This is a genomic window from Blastococcus sp. SYSU DS1024 (assembly GCF_054050795.1).
Genome location: NZ_JBJHAA010000002.1, coordinates 70,635 through 87,968 on the forward strand (window position 1 = coordinate 70,635; position 17,334 = coordinate 87,968).

A 17,334-nucleotide genomic window follows, 5' to 3' on the forward strand; every position below is an offset into this window, starting at 1 on the left:
AAGTCTGTTGCGCATCCCGCAGGGCGTTGCGGGTGCCGCAACAAGGCAGAGGTGTGGCCATGGGCAACGGTTCCCGGCAGGCTCCCCGCAGGACTCCCCGCGTCGTCGTCATCGGCGCCGGCATCGTCGGGTGCTCGCTGGCCGACGAGCTCACCGGGCGTGGCTGGACCGACGTCACCGTGCTCGACCAGGGCCCGCTGTTCGCCGCCGGCGGGTCCAGCTCCCACGCGCCCGGCCTGGTCTTCCAGACCAACCCGTCGAAGACGCTGGCCGAGTTCGCGAGCTACACGGTCGGCAAGCTGCGCGACCTATCGCTGGACGGCGCGCCGGTGTTCCGGTCCGTCGGCGGCCTCGAGGTGGCGACGACGCCGGAGCGCTGGGCCGACCTGGCCCGCCGGCACGGGCTGGCCACCTCCTGGGGGATCGAGGCCCGGCTGGTCGACCCGGAGGAGTGCGGCCGGCTGCACCCGCTGCTCGACCCGGGCGCGGTGCTGGGCGGCCTGCACGTACCGAGTGACGGCCTGGCCCACGCGGTGCCGGCGGGCGAGGCGCAGGCGCGGCGGGCGATCGAGCGGGGCGCCCGCTTCCTGGCCCGGCATCGCGTCACCGGCGTCGCCGAGGAGCGCGGCCGGGTGAGCGGGGTGCACACCGACCAGGGCTTCGTGCCGGCCGACGTCGTCGTCTGCGCCGCCGGCTTCTGGGGTCCGGACGTCGGCGCGCTCGCCGGGCTGACCGTGCCGCTGCAGCCGCTGGCGCACCAGTACGCCACCACCGCGCCGGTGCCCGCGCTGGCCGGCGCGACGCGCGAGATCAGCGCGCCGATCCTGCGCCACCAGGACGCCGACCTCTACTACCGCGAGCACCGCGACCGGATCGGCATCGGCTCCTACGGCCACCGGCCGATGCCGGTCACCGCCCGGGACACCGAGGCGCACCCGAACAGCTGCCTGCCGTTCACCCCCAACGACTTCGCCGACGCCTGGAAGCAGAGCCTGGTGCTGCTGCCCGGTCTCGCCGCCACCGAGGTCGCGGCCGGCATCAACGGCGTCTTCTCCTTCACCCCCGACGGCATGCCGCTGCTCGGCGAGCACCGCGACCTGCCCGGGTTCTGGGTCGCCGAGGCGGTCTGGGTGACCCACTCGGCGGGCGTGGCGAAGGCGCTGGCCGAGTGGCTGGTCGAGGGGCAGCCGCGCACCGACGTGCACGAGTGCGACCTGCACCGGTTCACCGACGTGCAGCTCTCGCCCGACTACGTGGCCGGGCGGGGGGCGCAGCAGTTCGTCGAGGTCTACGACGTCGTCCACCCGCTGGACCCGCCGTCGGTGGCGCGCCCGCTGCGGGTCAGCCCGTTCTTCGCCCGCCACCAGGAGCTGGGTGCGGTGTTCACCGAGGCCGGCGGCTGGGAGCGGCCGCTGTGGTTCGAGGCGAACGCGCCGCTGGCGGCCGACCTCGACCTCCCGCCGCGCGATCCCTGGGCGGCGCGCTGGTGGTCGCCGATCGCGGCTGCCGAGGCGCTGGCGACGCGGAGGCACGGAGCGCTCTACGACATGACCCCGCTGTCCCGCATCGAGGTCACCGGGCCGGGCGCGTGCGGCTTCCTGCAGCGGCTGACCACCAACGACGTCGCCAAGCCCGTCGGCCGGGTCACCTACACGCTGTCGCTGGACGCCGCGGGCGGGGTCCGCAGCGACCTGACGGTCGCCCGGCTGGGTGAGCAGCGGTTCCAGGTGGGAGCCAACGGCCCGCTCGACCTCGACTGGTTCCGCCAGCACGCGCCGGACGACGGGTCGGTGCAGCTGCGCGACAGCACGGCCGGCACCTGCGGCGTCGGGCTGTGGGGGCCGCGGGCGCGCGACGTGCTGCAGGCGCTCACCCGCACCGACGTCGGGCACGAGGCGTTCGGGTACTTCCGGGCACGGGAGCTGTTCGTCGGCGGGGTGCCGGTGACGGCCCTGCGCGTCTCCTACGTCGGTGAGCTCGGCTGGGAGCTGTACACCGACGCGGCCACCGGGCTGCGGCTGTGGGACGTGCTGTGGGAGGCCGGCCGGGCGCACGGGATGGTCGCCGCAGGCCGCCGCGCCTTCGACAGCCTGCGGCTGGAGAAGGGCTACCGCGCCTGGGGAGCGGACATGACGACCGAGCACGACCCGGTCGAGGCGGGGCTGTCGTTCGCCGTCCGGCGGGACAAGGGGGACTTCCTCGGGCGCGAGGCCCTGGAGCGCCGTCCGCACGACCGGAGGCTGACCTGCCTGGTCCTCGACGACCCGGCGGCGACGGTGCTGGGCCGGGAGCCGGTGCGGGTCGGCGGGACGCCGGTCGGCTACGTGACCAGCGCGGGGTTCGGCGCCACGATCGGGCGGACGGTCGCCTACGCCTGGCTGCCCGCGTCGGTCGCCGGGCCCGGCACCGCGGTGACGATCGACTGGTTCGGGGAACCGGTCGCGGCGACGGTGACCGCCGAACCGCTGGTCGACCCCGCCGGCGCACGGATGCGGTGCTGACAATGGCCTACGACGTCATCGTGCTGGGGCTGGGTGGCATGGGCAGCGCCGCCGCCGCGCACCTGGCCGCCCGCGGGCAGCGGGTGCTGGGCCTGGAGCGGTTCGGCCCGGCGCACGACCAGGGGTCGAGCCACGGCGGGTCGCGGATCGTCCGGCAGGCCTACTTCGAGGATCCCGCCTACGTGCCGCTGCTGCTGCGCGCCTACGAGCTGTGGGACGAGCTGTGCGCCGACTCCGGCACCGACGTGCTGGTGCGCACCGGCGGGGTGTTCCTCGGCCGGCCCGACAGCCGCACCGTCTCGGGGAGCCTGCAGTCCGCCCGGCAGTGGGGGCTGGCGCACGAGCTGCTGGACGCGGCGGACATCCGCCGCCGGTTCCCGACGCTGACCCCGGCCGACGACGAGGTGGCGCTGGTCGAGATCGCCGCCGGGTTCGCCCGGCCGGAGGCGACCGTGGCCGCGCACCTCGATCTGGCCTTCTCCCGCGGCGCCGAGCTGCGCTTCCGCGAGCCGGCGCTGGACTGGTCGGCGACCCCGGGCGGCGGCGTGCGGGTCCGGACGGCGGCGAGGGAGCACGAGGCGGGCGCGCTGGTGATCAGCCCCGGTTCGTGGGCGCCGGAGGTGCTGGCGGACCTCGGCGTCCCGCTGACCGTGGAGCGGCAGGTCATGTACTGGTTCCAGCCCGCCGGGGGCACCGGCGCGTGGACGCCGGACCGGCACCCGGTCTACATCCACGAGGCGGCCGACGGCGTCCAGGTCTACGGCTTCCCGGCCATCGACGGGCCGGACGGCGGGGCGAAGGTGGCCTTCTTCCGGCGCGGGATCCCGTGCACCCCGGGAACGATCGACCGGGAGGTGCACCCCGAGGAGGTCGCGGTCATCGCCGGGCACCTCGCCGGCGTGCTGCCGACCCTGCCGGGTGAGCTGCTCAAGGCGGCGACCTGCATGTACACCACGACGCCCGACGAGCACTTCGTCATCGCGCCGCACCCCGAGCACCCGCAGGTGACCGTGGCCTGCGGCTTCTCCGGGCACGGCTTCAAGTTCGTGCCGGTGGTCGGCGAGGTCCTCGCCGACCTCGCCACCACGGGAACGACCGCGCACCCGATCGACCTGTTCGACCCCCGCCGGCCCGCCCTGGAGGCCACCTCATGACCACGACCCTCCCCGCCGCGCCCGCCAGCCTGATGCCGACCCTGCCCGGGCGGTACTACACCGATCCCGACGTGTTCGTCCGCGAGCAGGAGCGGGTCTTCGAGGCGATGTGGTGCTGCGTCGCCCGCACCGACGAGGTGGCCGCGGCCGGCAGCTTCCGGCGGGTGCAGGTCGGCCGGGAGAGCGTGCTGGTGGTGCGTGGCCGGGACGGCGCGCTGCGCGCCTTCCTCAACGTGTGCCGGCACCGTGGCGCGCAGCTGTGCACCGAGGAGTCGGGCCAGGTGAACCGCACCCTGCGCTGCCCGTACCACGCGTGGTCGTTCGGGCTGGACGGCGAGCTGGTCGCCGCGCCCAACCTCGCGCGGATGCCCGACGTCGACCGGGTGGCCAACGGTCTGGTGCCGGTGCACCTGCGTGAATGGCTCGGCTACGCGTGGGTGTGCCTGGCCGACGACCCGCCGTCCTTCACCGACGACGTCGTCGGCGCGGTGACCGAGCGGCTCGGCGACCCGGCGGCCATCGAGGGCTACGACGTCGGGCGGCTGGAGCTGGGCCGGCGGATCCGCTACGACGTCGCGGCCAACTGGAAGCTCGTCGTCGAGAACTTCATGGAGTGCTACCACTGCGCGACGATCCACCCCGAGCTGACCGACGTCCTGCCGGAGTTCAGCCGCGGGCACGCTGCCCAGTCGTACGTCGGGCACGGGGCGCAGTTCGCGGCCGGGGTCGAGGGCTTCACCGTGGACGGCTCGGCCGGCTTCCCGGCGCTGCCGGGGATCGACGCCGACCAGGACCGGCGCTATTACGCGGCCACCATCAAGCCGGCGGTCTTCCTCAACCTGGTGCCCGACCACGTGATCCTGCTGCGGATGACCCCGCTGGCCGTCGACCGCACCGTCGTCGAGTGTGACTGGCTGTACGCGCCGGAGGTGGTCGCCGCGGGTCTGGACGTCTCCCGGTCGGTGGAACTGTTCCACCGGGTCAACCAGCAGGACTTCGCCGCCTGCGAGCGCACCCAGCCGGGGATGAGCTCCCGCGCCTACGCGGCCGGCGGCGTGCTGGTGCCCGTCGAGCACCACCTCGCGCTCTTCCACGACTGGCTGCGCGGGCGGCTCGGGGAGGGCTGAGCGCACCTGCGGGCGTGGGACCTCACCGTCGCAGCAGGCGGGCCCAGTCGTCGACCAGGCTCGTCCCGTAGCGGTGCCCGGCGCCGGGCGGGTGGTCGAGGGCCGTGACGAGACCGGCGGTCACCTGCCAGAACGTCACCGCCGGCAGCCACGGCAGGTCACCGCGCGGGGCCAGCACCAGGCCGGGGTGCCACTCCGGGATGGGGTCGTCGTCGTTGCGGACGTCGGTGCACCCGGGGACCGGCGACGAGCCCGCCGATCCCGGCCGCCCGGCCAGCAGGCAGCCGTCGACGCCGCCGACCTCGGTCACCGCCGCGGCCGCGGCGGTCGCACCCAGGCTCTCCCCGAAGATCAGCAGCCGCGGTCGCTCGCCGGCGGGCAGGGTCGCCAGCTGGGCCCGGACCGCACCCAGCAGGGCCACCGCCGACCGCGCCGCCCGGTCGGTGCCGAGCAGGTACTCCACCCAGCTCGGGCGCTGCGCGTACTGCACCGTCACCGTCGCGAGGTCCCCGCCGGTCAGCTCGTCCAGCGAGGCGACCGCCTCCTCGTCCACCCAGCCCGATCCCGTGGGCACGGCGATCACCACCGTCGAGCGCGCCAGCCCACCGGCGCCGACCAGCTCCTCGACGGCCAGGTGGGCCCGCGTCTCGTCGGTCGGCGCGTCGGCCAGGTCGATCCGCACGCGGACGGGTGTTCCCGCCGGCACGTCCGGCGCCGACGCCACGACCGGCACCCAGGCGGGCGCCGCGGCAGCTGCGCGCGGGGGCGCTGCCCCGCACCCGGCGACCACGAGCACGGCCGCCATGCCCACGGCCAGGCGGGCCGACCGCGCCCGCCCGCGGAGGACGTTCCGCACCCCCTCGACGACGGCTCCGACCAGCCGCGCCGCGCACCACCACGTCGCCGCGGTCAGCAGGCCGGCCAGCAGCCGCACCCACAGCGGCGGTTCGAGCAGCCACGGAGTGACGACGCAGACGATGCCTGCCGACGTCGCGACCACGGCCGCCACGGGATGCCGCCTCACGCCGTCGCCCCGTCCCGCGCACCGGTCACCACGCCGGCGATCGCGGTGAGCACCGCCGAGCCCGGCCGGAAGTAGCCGTCGTGCCGAGGGACGTCGTCGGCCGGGATCAGCCGGGCCCCGAACTCCGGTGACGCGGGGTCCGCGCCGTGCCCGAGGTCGCCGACCGCCAGGTGCGGCACGAACCGGATCCAGTCCTCCGCACCCCGCGCGGCGAACACCCGCGCAGACGTGCGCAGCCCGGTGACGTCGTGCGCTCGCGCGCCCGGGCTGGCCACCAACACCACCTCGTCGGCGGCCAGCTCCGGCGCCGCCAGCGCGACGACGACGGCGCCGTAGCTGTGCCCGATCACCGTGACGTGCGGCGCCGTCCCCGACCGGAACCGGAGTTCCGCGACGGCATCGAGCAGAGCCGGCGCGGCCCCCCGCGCGAGCCGGCCGGTCGCCGCGTCGACGCCCGGGCCCCGCGGTGACTCGTAGCCGACCCAGAGGACGACGGCGGTCCGCGGGCCGGCGGCCGATGCCAGCGACCTGGCCCACCCCCACGGCCGGTGCAGGGGATCGGTCGGGTCGTGCAGGGTGGCCAGATCGGTGTCGGCGCCGGGCACGAGCACCGCGACGGAGTCCGCCGTGGCCGGGTCGCCGAGCGCGACCACCGCACGTCCCCGGCCGGCCGGGTCGCAGCCGAGCACGCGCACCGCGGCGTCGGAACCGGCGGTGAGGCGAGCGGACAGCTCGTCGGCGCAGCGGGGGTCGAGGCCGACCGGGGACCCACCGGAGGAGGCCCGCGGCTGGGCGAGCAGCGACAGGCTTCCGACCAGGGACAACAGCCCGACGAGGAGGGCGAACAGCGGGGTGCGCATGCCGTCCGATCGAAGCTCCGCGAGGGAGCGTCGTCGTCACGCTGCGGAGCCGTCCTCGCGCGCTACCGGCGTCCGACGCCGGCGGTGCGTGCTACTCCGGTAGGGGGCGCAGCTGCCCTTCCGGAGGGACGCGGGGGGCCGTTCCGCGTGGCTAGGCTCGCAGCGCGATGAAGCCGACCAGCCTGCGCCGCATCACCGCCACCGGCGCCTCCGGTGCGTGGTCGGCGGTGCTCGCGGCGGTCCGGCCGGAGCAGCCGGCGTGGTCGGCGCCGTGGTCGCGGCTCCCGCGGGCCGGGACCGTCGTCCCGGTGCTGTTCGGTCTGTACGGGCTGGTCGTGGCCATCGCGGTGTCGAGCGCGGTGCTCAACGAACGCGGCGGGCTGCTCGGCGGGGTGGCCTTCCTCTACCTGCTGCCGGCGGCCCTCGGGCTCGCCGTCGCACCCAATCGTCCGCTCGACGGGTGGCTGGCCGTCACCTGCTGGCTCGTCGTCCTGCGGTTGCTCATCCCGGCGTCGCCGGAGCCGCTGCCGGTGGTGGAGGTCTGGCACTGGCTGTTCTGGCTCCCGGTGCTGCTGATGGCCGCGTGGGCCGCCCGCGGTCGCGCGCTCCTCGGCGTCGCCCTGGTCTCGGTGGTCGCGCTGCTCCTGTTCGGGATCATCGACGCGGAGGCGGTGGACGCCGGGTCGTGGTCGACGGCGCTGGTGGGGGTGGCGGTCCCGCTGGTGCTCGGCGGGGCGCTCGGGGCCCGGCAGCGGGCCCGCGCGGCGCTGGCCGGCGAGCAGGAGCGGGCGGAGGAGGCGCTGGCTCGGCAGGGCGCGCTGGCCGAGCGGGCGCGCATCGCACGGGAGATGCACGACGTCGTCGCCCACCACATGTCGCTGATCGCGGTCCGTGCCGAGACCGCGCCGTACCGGCTCGACGAGGTGACACCGTCGGTGCGCACCGAGTTCGCCGAGGTGGCGAGCGCGGCGCGGCAGTCGCTGGCGGAGATGCAGAACCTGCTCGGTGTGCTGCGCTCCGACGACGGCGCCGAGCGGGCGCCCCAGCCCGGCCTGGGCGAGCTGGAGGACCTGCTCCGTGCAGCGCGGGCGGCCGGCGCCGAGCTGCAGTGGGAGCTGCGCCTGCCGGAGGCGCCCGCGGCGCTGGGGCTGTCGGCGTACCGGATCGTCCAGCAGGCGTTGGCCAACGCCGCCCAGCACGCGCCGGGTGCACCCGTGCGGGTGCGCGTCGCCGGGGAGGGCGGGGTGCTGCGGATCGAGGTGGTCAACGGCCGGGGAACAGCGACGCCGGCCGCGTCGGGCGGAGGGAGCGGCCTGCCCGGCATGCGGGAGCGTGCGGCTCTGCACGGCGGCACGGTGGAGGCGGGCCCGACGGCCGACGGCGGTTTCCGCCTCGTCGCCGAGCTGCCGCTGGTCGCGGGGGTGGACGCGTGATCGGGGTGCTCGTCGTCGACGACCAGTCGATGGTGCGGGACGGGTTCGCCGCGCTGCTGAACGCTCAGCCGGACATCGAGGTGCTCGGCACGGCCGGTGACGGGCAGGCCGGCGTGGAGCTGGCAACCGAGCTGACTGCCCGGGGGCGCGGTCCGGACGTCGTGCTCATGGACGTGCGGATGCCCCGGCTGGACGGCATCGAGGCGACCCGGGCACTGCTCGGCGGTGCGCTGGAACCGGCGCCGCGCGTGCTGGTGCTGACCACGTTCGACCTCGACGACTACGTCTACGCGGCGCTGCGGGCGGGGGCGAGCGGCTTCCTCCTCAAGCACGCGCCGGCCGCGGAGCTGCTGCACGCCGTGCGGGTGGTGGCGGCGGGGGAGTCACTGCTGGCGCCCGAGGTGACGCGACGGCTGATCGCGCACTACCTGGCGACGGGCCCCGCGCCCGGGAACGACCGACGGCCGGCGCAGCTGGAGGCGCTGACGCCACGGGAGACCGAGGTGCTGGCGCTGGTGGGCCGGGGCCTGTCGAACCGGGAGATCGCCGAGGCGCTGTTCGTGGTCGAGCAGACGGCGAAGACGCACGTCAGCCGCGTCTTCGCCAAGCTCGGCCTGCGCGACCGGGCCCAGGCCGTGGTGCTCGCCTACGAGACCGGGCTGGTCCGCCCGGGCGGGTGACTCGAGTACGCCGCGCAGAGTGGCGTCGACATCCGCGAGGGCGGCCGGCGTGCTCGGTCCGCGCGCCGGCCGCCGTCCTCAGGCCATCTCGGGAACGCGCAGGTGGTGGATCACCAGCTCGAACTCGGCGATGTCGGTGATCTCCAGGCCGATCTGCTGGGTGAACTGCTCGCGCATCCCGCGCACCGCCTCGGCGGACCGCTCCAGGGACGCGCGGTCGTCGTAGGTGGCGGTGAGGACCCCCATGCCGGTCTGCCGGTCGCCCATCATGCTGACGCTGCAGAACCCTGGGATGTCGTCCAGACGCGGGATCAGGCCGGTCCGGAACGTCTCGGTCACGTCGTCCATGCGGGCGGGATCACCGCGGGTCCACGTGACGCGGCAGCAGGCGCCCTCGGGCGCCCGGTGCGCGCGGTGCAGGACGGTGATCTCCCACTCCTGGACGTCGAACTCGCCGCCCATGACGTCGACGGCCCGCTCGCGCATGGCGCGGACCGCGTCCCTGCTGGCGCTCATCGACTCCGCGGAGTCCCAGCTGGTCGTGACGATGGAGCGGCCGGACCCGCGGTCGCACAGCATGGACAGGCCCATGCAGCCGGGCATGCTCATGACCGCGGGCATGACCTCGTCGCGAGCGAAGGCGATGCCGTCGTCCATGCGCTGCGGGTCGGCGTGGACGGTGTTCGATCGGGCGTACATGCCGCCCTCCTCTCGGGATGGCGGGCGGCGCCCTTGCGGCGTCGCCGCAGCGGCCATGCTGCTCGCGGTCGGGAGGCTGTCAACGGGTCCGCGCACGGGCGGGGCGCCGCTCTGCGGCGGTCGGATCGCGGACCGTGCGCCGCTACCGGCGGTCGGTCCGAGCTGATCGACGGTGACGTGAACGCGTCCCCGCCCTGGCTCGCCTGCTGGTCCTCGCGGGAGTGCTACGCCGGCGTCGGCCGGGACAGTCCCGGGGGGAGGTCGACGCCGCGGCAGTCGCGCAGGTAGGCGTTCCAGTCCCAGCCGGCCAGGAACTCGCGGGCGGCCCGCTCGCCGGCCGCGATCAACCGGGCCCGCTCGGCCGCGTCGATGTCGAATTCGGTGAGCCCGGTGCCGATGGTGCCGATCGAGAAGGCCCGGCGGCGCACGCAGGGGTCGGCCAGGTAGGTGCGGTCCCGCCCGGTGACCGTGGTGGCGACCAGGGAGTCCAGCAGCCGCAGCGGCGGGGGCAGGTGCCGGACGCCGAACACCGAGACGTCCTCGTCGGCGAGCGTGTCGCCCACTCCCACCCCGAAGGTCGGCCAGCGCGGTGTGGCGGCGTCGGTGCGGTCGAAGATCTCGATCGGGAAGTTGGACAGCACCCCGCCGTCCACCAGGGTCGACCTCCGTCCGGTGCGCGGGTCCTGCAGGCTCCGGGGCGCGAAGAAGTAGGGGATCGCCAGGGACGCGCGGACGGCGTCGGCCACCGGCTGGCGGTCGGGATCCAGGCCGAACTCGCGGTAGTCCCACGGCAGTCGCAGCAGCCGGCCCCGGGTGACGTCGGTCGCCGTCACCACCAGCCGGTAGCGTTGCCACGGCTCCAGCGCGGGGTCGTCGCCGGGGTCCTCGCGGCGCAGGTCCCCGAAGGTCACGACTCCGAGGCCGGCCAGCTCCCGGCGCACCCACTCGGTGATGTAGCGGCCCGGGTGCAGCCCCGACCGGAGCAGCAGCCCCGCCGCCGGCGACAGCAGGGGCACCGGGGCCCAGGGGTCCGGGATGCGGCCGTACTCCAGCCGGGCCGCCGCTGCCCGGATCCCGTCGGCGGAGAGCCCGGCGGCGAGGAACGCGGCGAGGACGGCGCCCGCCGATGAGCCGGCCACCCGCTCGAACCGGTACCGGCCCAGCAGCTCGACGGCGGCGCCCGTGAGCGCGATGCCCTTGACGCCGCCGCCCTCGAGCACCAGGTCGGCCGGCAGGGGGCGCGGCGAGGTCATGCCCCACCGTAGGGGCGTCGCACCCCGTCGGCGCTGCGGTCAGGACGAGCCCCGCGGGGAGCCTGAGCGCGGCGGCATGTCCGGACGGGCGTGCTTTCGGGCTACCGGGGCTCTCAGACCAGTTCGGGGACGCGCAGGTGGTGCAGGACGAGGTCGAACTCGGCGACGTCGGTGGCCGACATACGCAGCCCGCGACGGAACTCGTCGCGGATGTACGTGGCCCGCTGGCGGGAGGCCTCCATGGAGCGGCGGTCGGCGTAGACGGCGGTGAGGGCGTTGTCGCCGGTCTGCCCGTCGAGCATCAGGCTGAGGCTGCAGAAGCCGGGCATCTCGTCCATCCGCGGAACGAGGTCGGAGCGGAAGACGTGGAGGACCTTGTCGAGGGTGGCCGGGTCGACGCGGGACCAGGTGACCCGGGCGCAGGAGTCCTCGCCTGCGGGGTGCAGCCGGTGCATCGCCACGATCTCCCACTCCCGCACCTCGGGCTTCTCGGCGCCCAGCTCGTCCGTCGCCTGCTCACGCATCCGCTGGACTGCCTCGCGGGTCGCGGCCATCGCCTCCTCGGTCTCCCAGGCGGTGGTGACGATGCAGCGGCCGGAGCTCCGGTCGCACAGCATCGACAGCCCGACGTAGCCGTCCATGTCGCCCACGGCGGGCATGACGGTGTCGCGGACGTCGGCGATGCCGGCGTCCAGGCGGTTGGGGTCGGCGGTGATCGTGGTGCTGCGGGCGTACATGCGCAGTTCCTTCCGCGGACAGGCGCGGCGCCCGGCGACGTCGCCGCGCGAGTCATCGTGCTCGGCTGCCCGGCGGTGTCAACGGGTTCGCGCGCGGGCGGTGTCCGTGGCGATGTCAGATGGACGGCATCGGTACCGAGCGGGCGGCGCTGATGGCGGGCTGGCTCCCATGGAGAAGGGACGGCGCGCTCAGGCGGAGCGCTTTCTCTTCCTCCGGGCGTGCGCCCAGATCGCGTGGTCCAGCTCGGTCGGCGAGACCTCCAGGCAGACCGCAGCCGCCTTGACCAACTGCTCCGCTGTCTTGGCGTCCACCATGCGACCGACGGCGGCACTGACGAATCGGATGATCCAGGTGTCGGCCTTCACACCCGGTGCGCCGAGCAGCATCGCGAAGTACTTCCAGGTCACCGGTCCGAGTCCGGTGACGCTCGCCCAGGCCCGCGCCTGCGCCGGGTCTTCTGCATCTACCTGCTCGGCGTGGCGGACGCCGATCGCGACGAGGTTGCGGGCCGCCTCCACCATGGCGCTTGCCTTCGTGCGCTGCGCCGTCAGCTGCTGGTTGTCCAGCAGCGTGGCGAGCGCGACAGGGTCGGCCTTGGCGAGCCGCTCGAGGTCGTCGAGGACCCCGTCGTTGCCCGCGCGGTACAGCGTGATCCGACGGGGGATACCGGAAGCCTGCCTGCGCTCGTCGGCCGCGCGGCCGTAGGTGGCTCGGATCGACAGGACGGCGTCGATGAGGGCAGCCTCCACCTCACCGGGTCGACCTCCCGGCCAGGGTGTCCACGGCCTCGGGATCTCCGCCTCGATGTGGTCGACGAGCCGGGTCGTGTCCTCAGCCGCTGTAGTCATGGCGGGAGCATGACGGCTAGCGGTGACGAACTGCCGTATCCCGCCGTCGGATCGGCCTGTGCCGCTTGGAACAGCGCAAGCGTGGAAGTCTGCGCGCGTGCAGATGTGTGCGGTGCCCACGGACGGGATGGCCCAGGCCCTATGTGCGGCAGCGGAATCGGCGGCAGCGGTATGAGCGCCGTCGACCTGCGCGGCGACGTCGTCCCCGTCGACCAGGCGCTGGATGCGGTGCCGACCGAGCCGGGCCTCTACGCCTGGTGGTCCCTTCCTGGCGCGCTGCCGGGTGTCAGCGGTCCGGGGCATCCCGACGGCCAGCACGAACTCGTGTACGTCGGCCTCGCCCGCAGCACTCCGTCGTCTCGGGCGACGTTGCGGAGCAGAGTTGTCGGCAACCACATCCGCGGGACGACCGGGCAGTCGACGTTGCGCCGATCACTTGCCTCCCTGCTCCACGAGCAGCAGGGGTGGCGCAGTCGCTACACCGACCGCCCCCTGCTGGTGCCCGAGGACGAGCTGGAACTGAACGCCTGGATGCAGGATCACCTGGCTCTCACCTGGGCGGTGCACGAGGAGCCTTGGACGGTGGAGGCGCACGTGATCGCCGAACTGACGCCGCCGCTCAACCAGTCGGCCAATGCGGCCCACCCGCTGTACCGCCATGTCCGCGATGCTCGGCGGCGCTGGCGGACGGCGGCACGACACGCCTCGAGCTGAGCGGGCGGCAGGCGGTCGCCCGGTCGGGTGAGTCGAGCGGCCGGCGACCCTCCGGCTGCAGTTCTGTGTCAGTGGCGTCCGCTATCCCTGCAAGCAGGCAGGGTGGGACCCGCCCCGCAGGTTGTGCGGGACGGCGACGCGGAGAGGCACGGGGATGCAGCGACTCGACGGACGGCTGGTGCTGAGCCCGACCGATCTGACGCACCACCAGGAGTGCCGGCACCTGACCCGGCTGGACCTCGGCGTGGCCGCGGGGGAGTGGGCGGCCCCGGAAGCCGAGACGACCGACGAGCTGCAGCTTGTCTTCGACCGCGGCGTGGCCCACGAGAAGAAGTACCTGGAGTCGTTGCGGGCCGCCGGGAAGACGGTCGCCGAGATCGACACCGTCTTCGACGCGGCCGGGCGCCGTCGGGCGGAGACCGAGACGGTCGAGGCGATGCGCAGCGGCGTCGACGTCGTCTACCAGGGGACCTTCTTCGACGGCGCCTGGGGTGGGCAGGCCGACTTCCTGCTCCGCGTCGAGGTGCCGTCGTCCTTCGGCGGCTGGTCCTACGAGATCGCCGACACCAAGCTCGCCCGGAAGCTCAAGGTCGCCGCCCTGCTGCAGATGGCGACCTACGCCGAGCGGCTCACCGTGCTGCAGGGCGTGGCGCCGGGCGGGATCCACGTCGTCACCGGCGACGGCGTCTCACGGCCGTGGCGGCTGGTCGACGTCGCCGCGTACGCGCGCCGGGCGCGGGCCCGGCTGGAGACGTTCACCGCCGCTCCGCCGTCGACCGCTCCCGCGCCGATCGGCTACTGCGACCAGTGCCGCTGGGCGGAGAAGTGCACGACCGAGCTGCGGGAGGCCGACGACCTCGGCCTGGTCGCCTTCATGCGCGGCGACCACCGCGACGCCCTCCGCGCGGTGGGCATCCCGACGCTGGCGGCGCTGGCGACGGCGTCCCCGGAGCAGCTCGCGGCCTCGGGTATCGGCGCCGACGCACGCACCCGGCTGCAGCAGCAGGCGGCCGAGCAGCTGAAGGAGCGGACGACGGGGGAGCCGTCGCGGACGCTGCTCGACCCGGTCGAGGGCCTGGGGCTGCTCCGGCTGCCGCCTCCCAGCGTCGGCGACCTGTACCTCGACTTCGAGGGCGACCCCTGGTTCGACGACGGCGCGGGCATCGAGTACCTCGCCGGCATCGGCGACCGGTCCGGCGGGTTCACCGCGCTGTGGGCGCACGACCGCCCGGCGGAGAAGCAGCTGGTCGCCGACCTGATCGACCGGATCGCGTCGGCGGTGCAGACCGACCCGGCGATGCACGTCTACCACTACGCGCCCTACGAGGTGACCGCCCTCAAGAAGCTGACCGGCGGCTACGGCGTCCGGGAGGCGGAGCTGGACCAGCTGCTGCGCGAGGAGCGGTTCGTCGACCTCTATCCCGTCGTCCGGCAGTCGATGCGGATCAGCAAGGAGTCGTACTCGATCAAGAAGGTCGAGGCGTTCTACGGGCGCTCGCACGAGGGCGCGGTGGCGAGCGCACTGGGCAGCGTCCTGGAGTACGAGGCCTGGCTGGAGGACGGCGACCAGGCGCGGCTGGACGGCATCGAGGCCTACAACAAGGACGACGTCGACTCGACCCGTGAGCTGCACGAGTGGCTGGAGCAGCAGCGCGCCGAGCTGGAGGCGCTGCACGGGCCGTTGTCGCGGCCGGCGGTCGCTGTCGTGGCGCCGGACGCGAAGGTGACCGAGGCGCAGGCCGCCGAGCAGGAGCTGACCGACCGGCTGCACGCGGCCGGGCACGAGCTGCTGGGTGACCTCGTCGGCTGGCACCGCCGCGAGGACCGGCCGGCGTGGTGGGAGGTCTACCGGCTGCAGGACCTCGACGCGGAGGAGCTGGAGCGGGACGGGACGGCGCTGGGCGGGCTGTCCTTCGTCCGGCACGTGAGATCGGAGAAGCGCAGCCAGCTGTACGAGTACGCGTTCCCGGTGCAGGACACGAAGGTGTCCGCCGGTGGCGACGTGCTGGATGTGGACACCGCGAAGCGGCTCGGCACGGTGGTGGAGCTCGACATCGCGACATGTCGACTCGTCCTCAAGACGACCTCGGCGGAGCCGCCGCACCCTCGGGGGTTGGGTCCGGGCGGGCCACTGAACACCGCGGGCCTGCGCGCGGCCATCCAGGACACCGGCGACGACGTGCTGGCCGGCCGGGACTGCCTGGGGCAGGCGCTGGTCGAGCGGCGCGTTCCCGCGGGAACGCGGCTGCGTGAGGGTGAGACGACGACGGCGGCGATCGTGCGCCTCGGCCTGGCGCTGGACGGCGAGGTGCTGGCGATCCAGGGGCCACCCGGAAGCGGGAAGACGACGGCCGCCGCCGCGCTGATCCGGGAGCTGCTGGACGCCGGGAAGAAGGTCGGCGTCACGGCGACGTCCCACGCGGTCATCGGCAACCTGCTCAAGGCGGTGGGTCGGCCGGCGCTGCAGAAGTGCGAGGAGCACCAGCACTGCGGCGCGGACGGGGTGGCGTGGTCGAAGGACAACGGCTTCGTCGCCCGCGCGCTGGCGGACGGCGACGCGCGACTGGTCGGCGGGACGGCGTGGTTCTGGACGCGACCCGACGTCGTCGGTGAGGTCGACGTGCTCGTGGTCGACGAGGCGGGGCAGTTCTCGCTGGCCAACGCCGTCGCCGTGGCGCGGGGCGCGCGGTCGATGGTGCTGCTCGGCGACCCGCAGCAGCTGGCCCAGCCGACGCAGGCGGTGCACCCGGGCGGCTCCGGGGCGTCGGCGCTGGAGCACCTGCTCGATGGCCACGCAACCATCCCCGCGGATCGTGGGGTGTTCCTCGACCGCTCGTACCGGATGCACCCGGCCCTCACCACGTTCGTCTCCGATCTCGCGTACGAGGGTCGGCTGGAGGCGGCGGACGGCCGGGAGCGGGTGGCGGTGCTGGGGGAGGGGCTGCTCGCCGGGAGCGGCCTGCGGGTGCACCCGGTGGAGCACGTGCTGACGGCGGCGGACAAGTGCCAGCAGGAGGCGGATGCGGTCGCGCGGTTGTGGCGGTCGGTGCAGGGCTCGAGGTGGCGGAACCACCTGGGGGAGGAGGCGCCGATCGGGCCGGCGGACGTGCTGGTGGTGGCGCCGTACAACGCGCAGGTGGCGCTGATCAAGGCGGCGCTGCCGGACGGGGCGCGGGTCGGCACCGTGGACAAGTTCCAGGGGCAGGAGGCGCCGGTGGTCCTCTACTCGATGACGAGCACCAGCGCCGACGACGCTCCCCGGGGCGTGTCGTTCCTCTACGACCTGAACCGGCTGAACGTGGCGGTGTCGCGGGCGCAGGCGCTGGCCGTCGTGGTGCTGAGCCCGTTGCTGCTGGACGCGCCGGTGCGCGCGCCGGAGCAGCTGCGGCGGGTGAACGCGCTGTGCCGGCTGGTGGAGGCGGCAAGCGTCGTCTGAGCTCGACCGCCGGTGCGCGGGCGGGTGCGGCCCCGTGGTGTGATGCCTGTCAGGTGATGTCCGGATCGGCGCTGGGGCCGGTCCGCAGGTGAGGAAGGTGGGCTCGTGGCCGGTACCGGTGAGGTTCAGCTCGAGGTGGACGGCGGCGTCGCGATCGTGACGCTGAACGCGCCCGACCGGCGTAATGCGCTGACGCCCGGGATGGCCGACGAGCTGATCGCCACGTTCGACGAGGTGGACGCCAAGCCGGAGGTCGGCGCGCTGGTCATCCGCGGTGTCGGCAAGTCGTTCTGCGCGGGCGGCGACGTCGCGACGCTGACCTCGGCCGGCAAGGACCCGGCGGCCCCCGACGCCTACGAGGGCATGGGGAAGATCTACGACTCGTTCTACCGGCTGGGCCAGGTGAAGATGCCGACGGTTGCGGCAGTGCGCGGCTCGGCGGTGGGCGCCGGCATGAACATGCTGCTGGCGACCGACCTGCGGGTCATCGCGCGTGACGCGCGGCTGCTGGCCGGCTTCCTCAAGCGCGGCATGCACCCGGGCGGCGGGCACTTCGTCATCCTGTCGCGGCTGATCGGCCGCGAGGCGGCGGCGGCGATGGCGCTGTTCGGCGAGGAGATCAACGGGGCGAAGGCCGTCGAGCTCGGGCTGGCCTGGGACGCACCGGAGGACGCTGCGGTCGAGGACCGGGCGCGGGAGCTCGCGGCTCGGGTCGCGGCCGACCCGGAGCTGGCGCGGATCGCGGTGAGCAACTTCCGCAAGGAGGCTGTTACCGGCGCGATCCCGTGGGACGTCGCCATGCAGTCCGAGCGCCCCGCTCAGATGTGGTCGATGCGCCGCTCTAGCTAGTAGTCACAGGGGTTTGAG

Annotated in this window: 14 protein-coding genes; 8 read left to right on the top strand and 6 right to left on the bottom strand. The window is 74.4% G+C overall.

Annotation, left to right across the window (positions count from 1 at the left end; genetic code table 11):
- The first annotated feature begins 59 nt into the window (after positions 1-59).
- From ACI79S_RS02070 to ACI79S_RS02080, 3 genes are read left to right on the top strand one after another with little or no spacing between them, the layout of a single operon-like run.
- Positions 60-2,501, top strand: a complete 2,442-nt coding sequence (locus tag ACI79S_RS02070; RefSeq protein ID WP_456591780.1) for a GcvT family protein — start codon at positions 60-62, stop codon at positions 2,499-2,501.
- A gap of 2 nt (positions 2,502-2,503) precedes the next feature.
- Complete coding sequence (solA, locus tag ACI79S_RS02075; protein WP_456591781.1) at positions 2,504-3,655, top strand: N-methyl-L-tryptophan oxidase; 1,152 nt, start codon at positions 2,504-2,506, stop codon at positions 3,653-3,655.
- The gene (locus ACI79S_RS02080) at positions 3,652-4,782 is read left to right on the top strand and encodes an aromatic ring-hydroxylating oxygenase subunit alpha (RefSeq protein ID WP_456591782.1); all 1,131 of its coding nucleotides are present in this window, start codon (positions 3,652-3,654) and stop codon (positions 4,780-4,782) included. Before solA ends, ACI79S_RS02080 begins: the two co-directional genes overlap by 4 nt.
- A gap of 22 nt (positions 4,783-4,804) precedes the next feature.
- On the opposite strand, the gene ACI79S_RS02085 is transcribed toward ACI79S_RS02080, so the two are convergent.
- Together ACI79S_RS02085 and ACI79S_RS02090 are read right to left on the bottom strand one after the other, a co-directional pair.
- Positions 4,805-5,806 carry an alpha/beta-hydrolase family protein gene (locus tag ACI79S_RS02085; RefSeq protein ID WP_456591783.1) on the bottom strand — a complete coding sequence of 334 codons (1,002 nt, stop codon included), beginning with the start codon at positions 5,804-5,806 and terminating at the stop codon, positions 4,805-4,807.
- Positions 5,803-6,666 (bottom strand): alpha/beta hydrolase, encoded by an 864-nt coding sequence (locus ACI79S_RS02090; RefSeq protein ID WP_456591784.1) that lies wholly within the window; start codon positions 6,664-6,666, stop codon positions 5,803-5,805. The genes ACI79S_RS02085 and ACI79S_RS02090 overlap by 4 nt, the downstream gene beginning before the upstream one ends.
- Before the next feature lie 167 nt (positions 6,667-6,833).
- Between ACI79S_RS02090 and ACI79S_RS02095 the strand changes: the two genes are divergently transcribed.
- Together ACI79S_RS02095 and ACI79S_RS02100 are read left to right on the top strand one after the other, a co-directional pair.
- On the top strand, positions 6,834-8,099 hold the full coding sequence (locus ACI79S_RS02095) for a histidine kinase (protein ID WP_456591785.1): 1,266 nt from the start codon (positions 6,834-6,836) through the stop codon (positions 8,097-8,099).
- Entirely contained in the window at positions 8,096-8,779 is a 684-nt protein-coding gene (locus tag ACI79S_RS02100) for a response regulator (protein ID WP_456591786.1), read from the top strand. The genes ACI79S_RS02095 and ACI79S_RS02100 overlap by 4 nt, the downstream gene beginning before the upstream one ends.
- Before the next feature lie 78 nt (positions 8,780-8,857).
- On the opposite strand, the gene ACI79S_RS02105 is transcribed toward ACI79S_RS02100, so the two are convergent.
- The 4 genes from ACI79S_RS02105 to ACI79S_RS02120 all read right to left on the bottom strand — a co-directional run bounded on the left by ACI79S_RS02105 (position 8,858) and on the right by ACI79S_RS02120 (position 12,218).
- Positions 8,858-9,478, bottom strand: a complete 621-nt coding sequence (locus ACI79S_RS02105; protein WP_456591787.1) for a hypothetical protein — start codon at positions 9,476-9,478, stop codon at positions 8,858-8,860.
- Positions 9,479-9,702: 224 nt separating this feature from the next.
- On the bottom strand, positions 9,703-10,731 hold the full coding sequence (locus ACI79S_RS02110; RefSeq protein WP_456591788.1) for a patatin-like phospholipase family protein: 1,029 nt from the start codon (positions 10,729-10,731) through the stop codon (positions 9,703-9,705).
- Positions 10,732-10,844: 113 nt separating this feature from the next.
- Entirely contained in the window at positions 10,845-11,468 is a 624-nt protein-coding gene (locus tag ACI79S_RS02115; RefSeq protein WP_456591789.1) for a hypothetical protein, read from the bottom strand.
- 189 nt (positions 11,469-11,657) lie between these two features.
- Entirely contained in the window at positions 11,658-12,218 is a 561-nt protein-coding gene (locus ACI79S_RS02120; protein ID WP_456591790.1) for a hypothetical protein, read from the bottom strand.
- A 270-nt stretch (positions 12,219-12,488) separates the two neighbouring features.
- Here ACI79S_RS02120 and ACI79S_RS02125 point away from each other — a divergent pair, with 270 nt between their 5' ends.
- The 3 genes from ACI79S_RS02125 (at position 12,489) to ACI79S_RS02135 (ending at position 17,316) form a co-directional block, all read left to right on the top strand.
- Positions 12,489-13,031, top strand: a complete 543-nt coding sequence (locus ACI79S_RS02125) for a GIY-YIG nuclease family protein (RefSeq protein WP_456591791.1) — start codon at positions 12,489-12,491, stop codon at positions 13,029-13,031.
- A gap of 154 nt (positions 13,032-13,185) precedes the next feature.
- Positions 13,186-16,467: a TM0106 family RecB-like putative nuclease gene (locus ACI79S_RS02130; protein ID WP_456591792.1), complete on the top strand. Its 3,282-nt coding sequence runs from the start codon at positions 13,186-13,188 to the stop codon at positions 16,465-16,467.
- Between the two features lie 105 nt (positions 16,468-16,572).
- Positions 16,573-17,316, top strand: coding sequence for an enoyl-CoA hydratase/isomerase family protein (locus ACI79S_RS02135; RefSeq protein WP_456591793.1), 744 nt, complete (start codon positions 16,573-16,575; stop codon positions 17,314-17,316).
- Positions 17,317-17,334 lie beyond the last annotated feature (18 nt).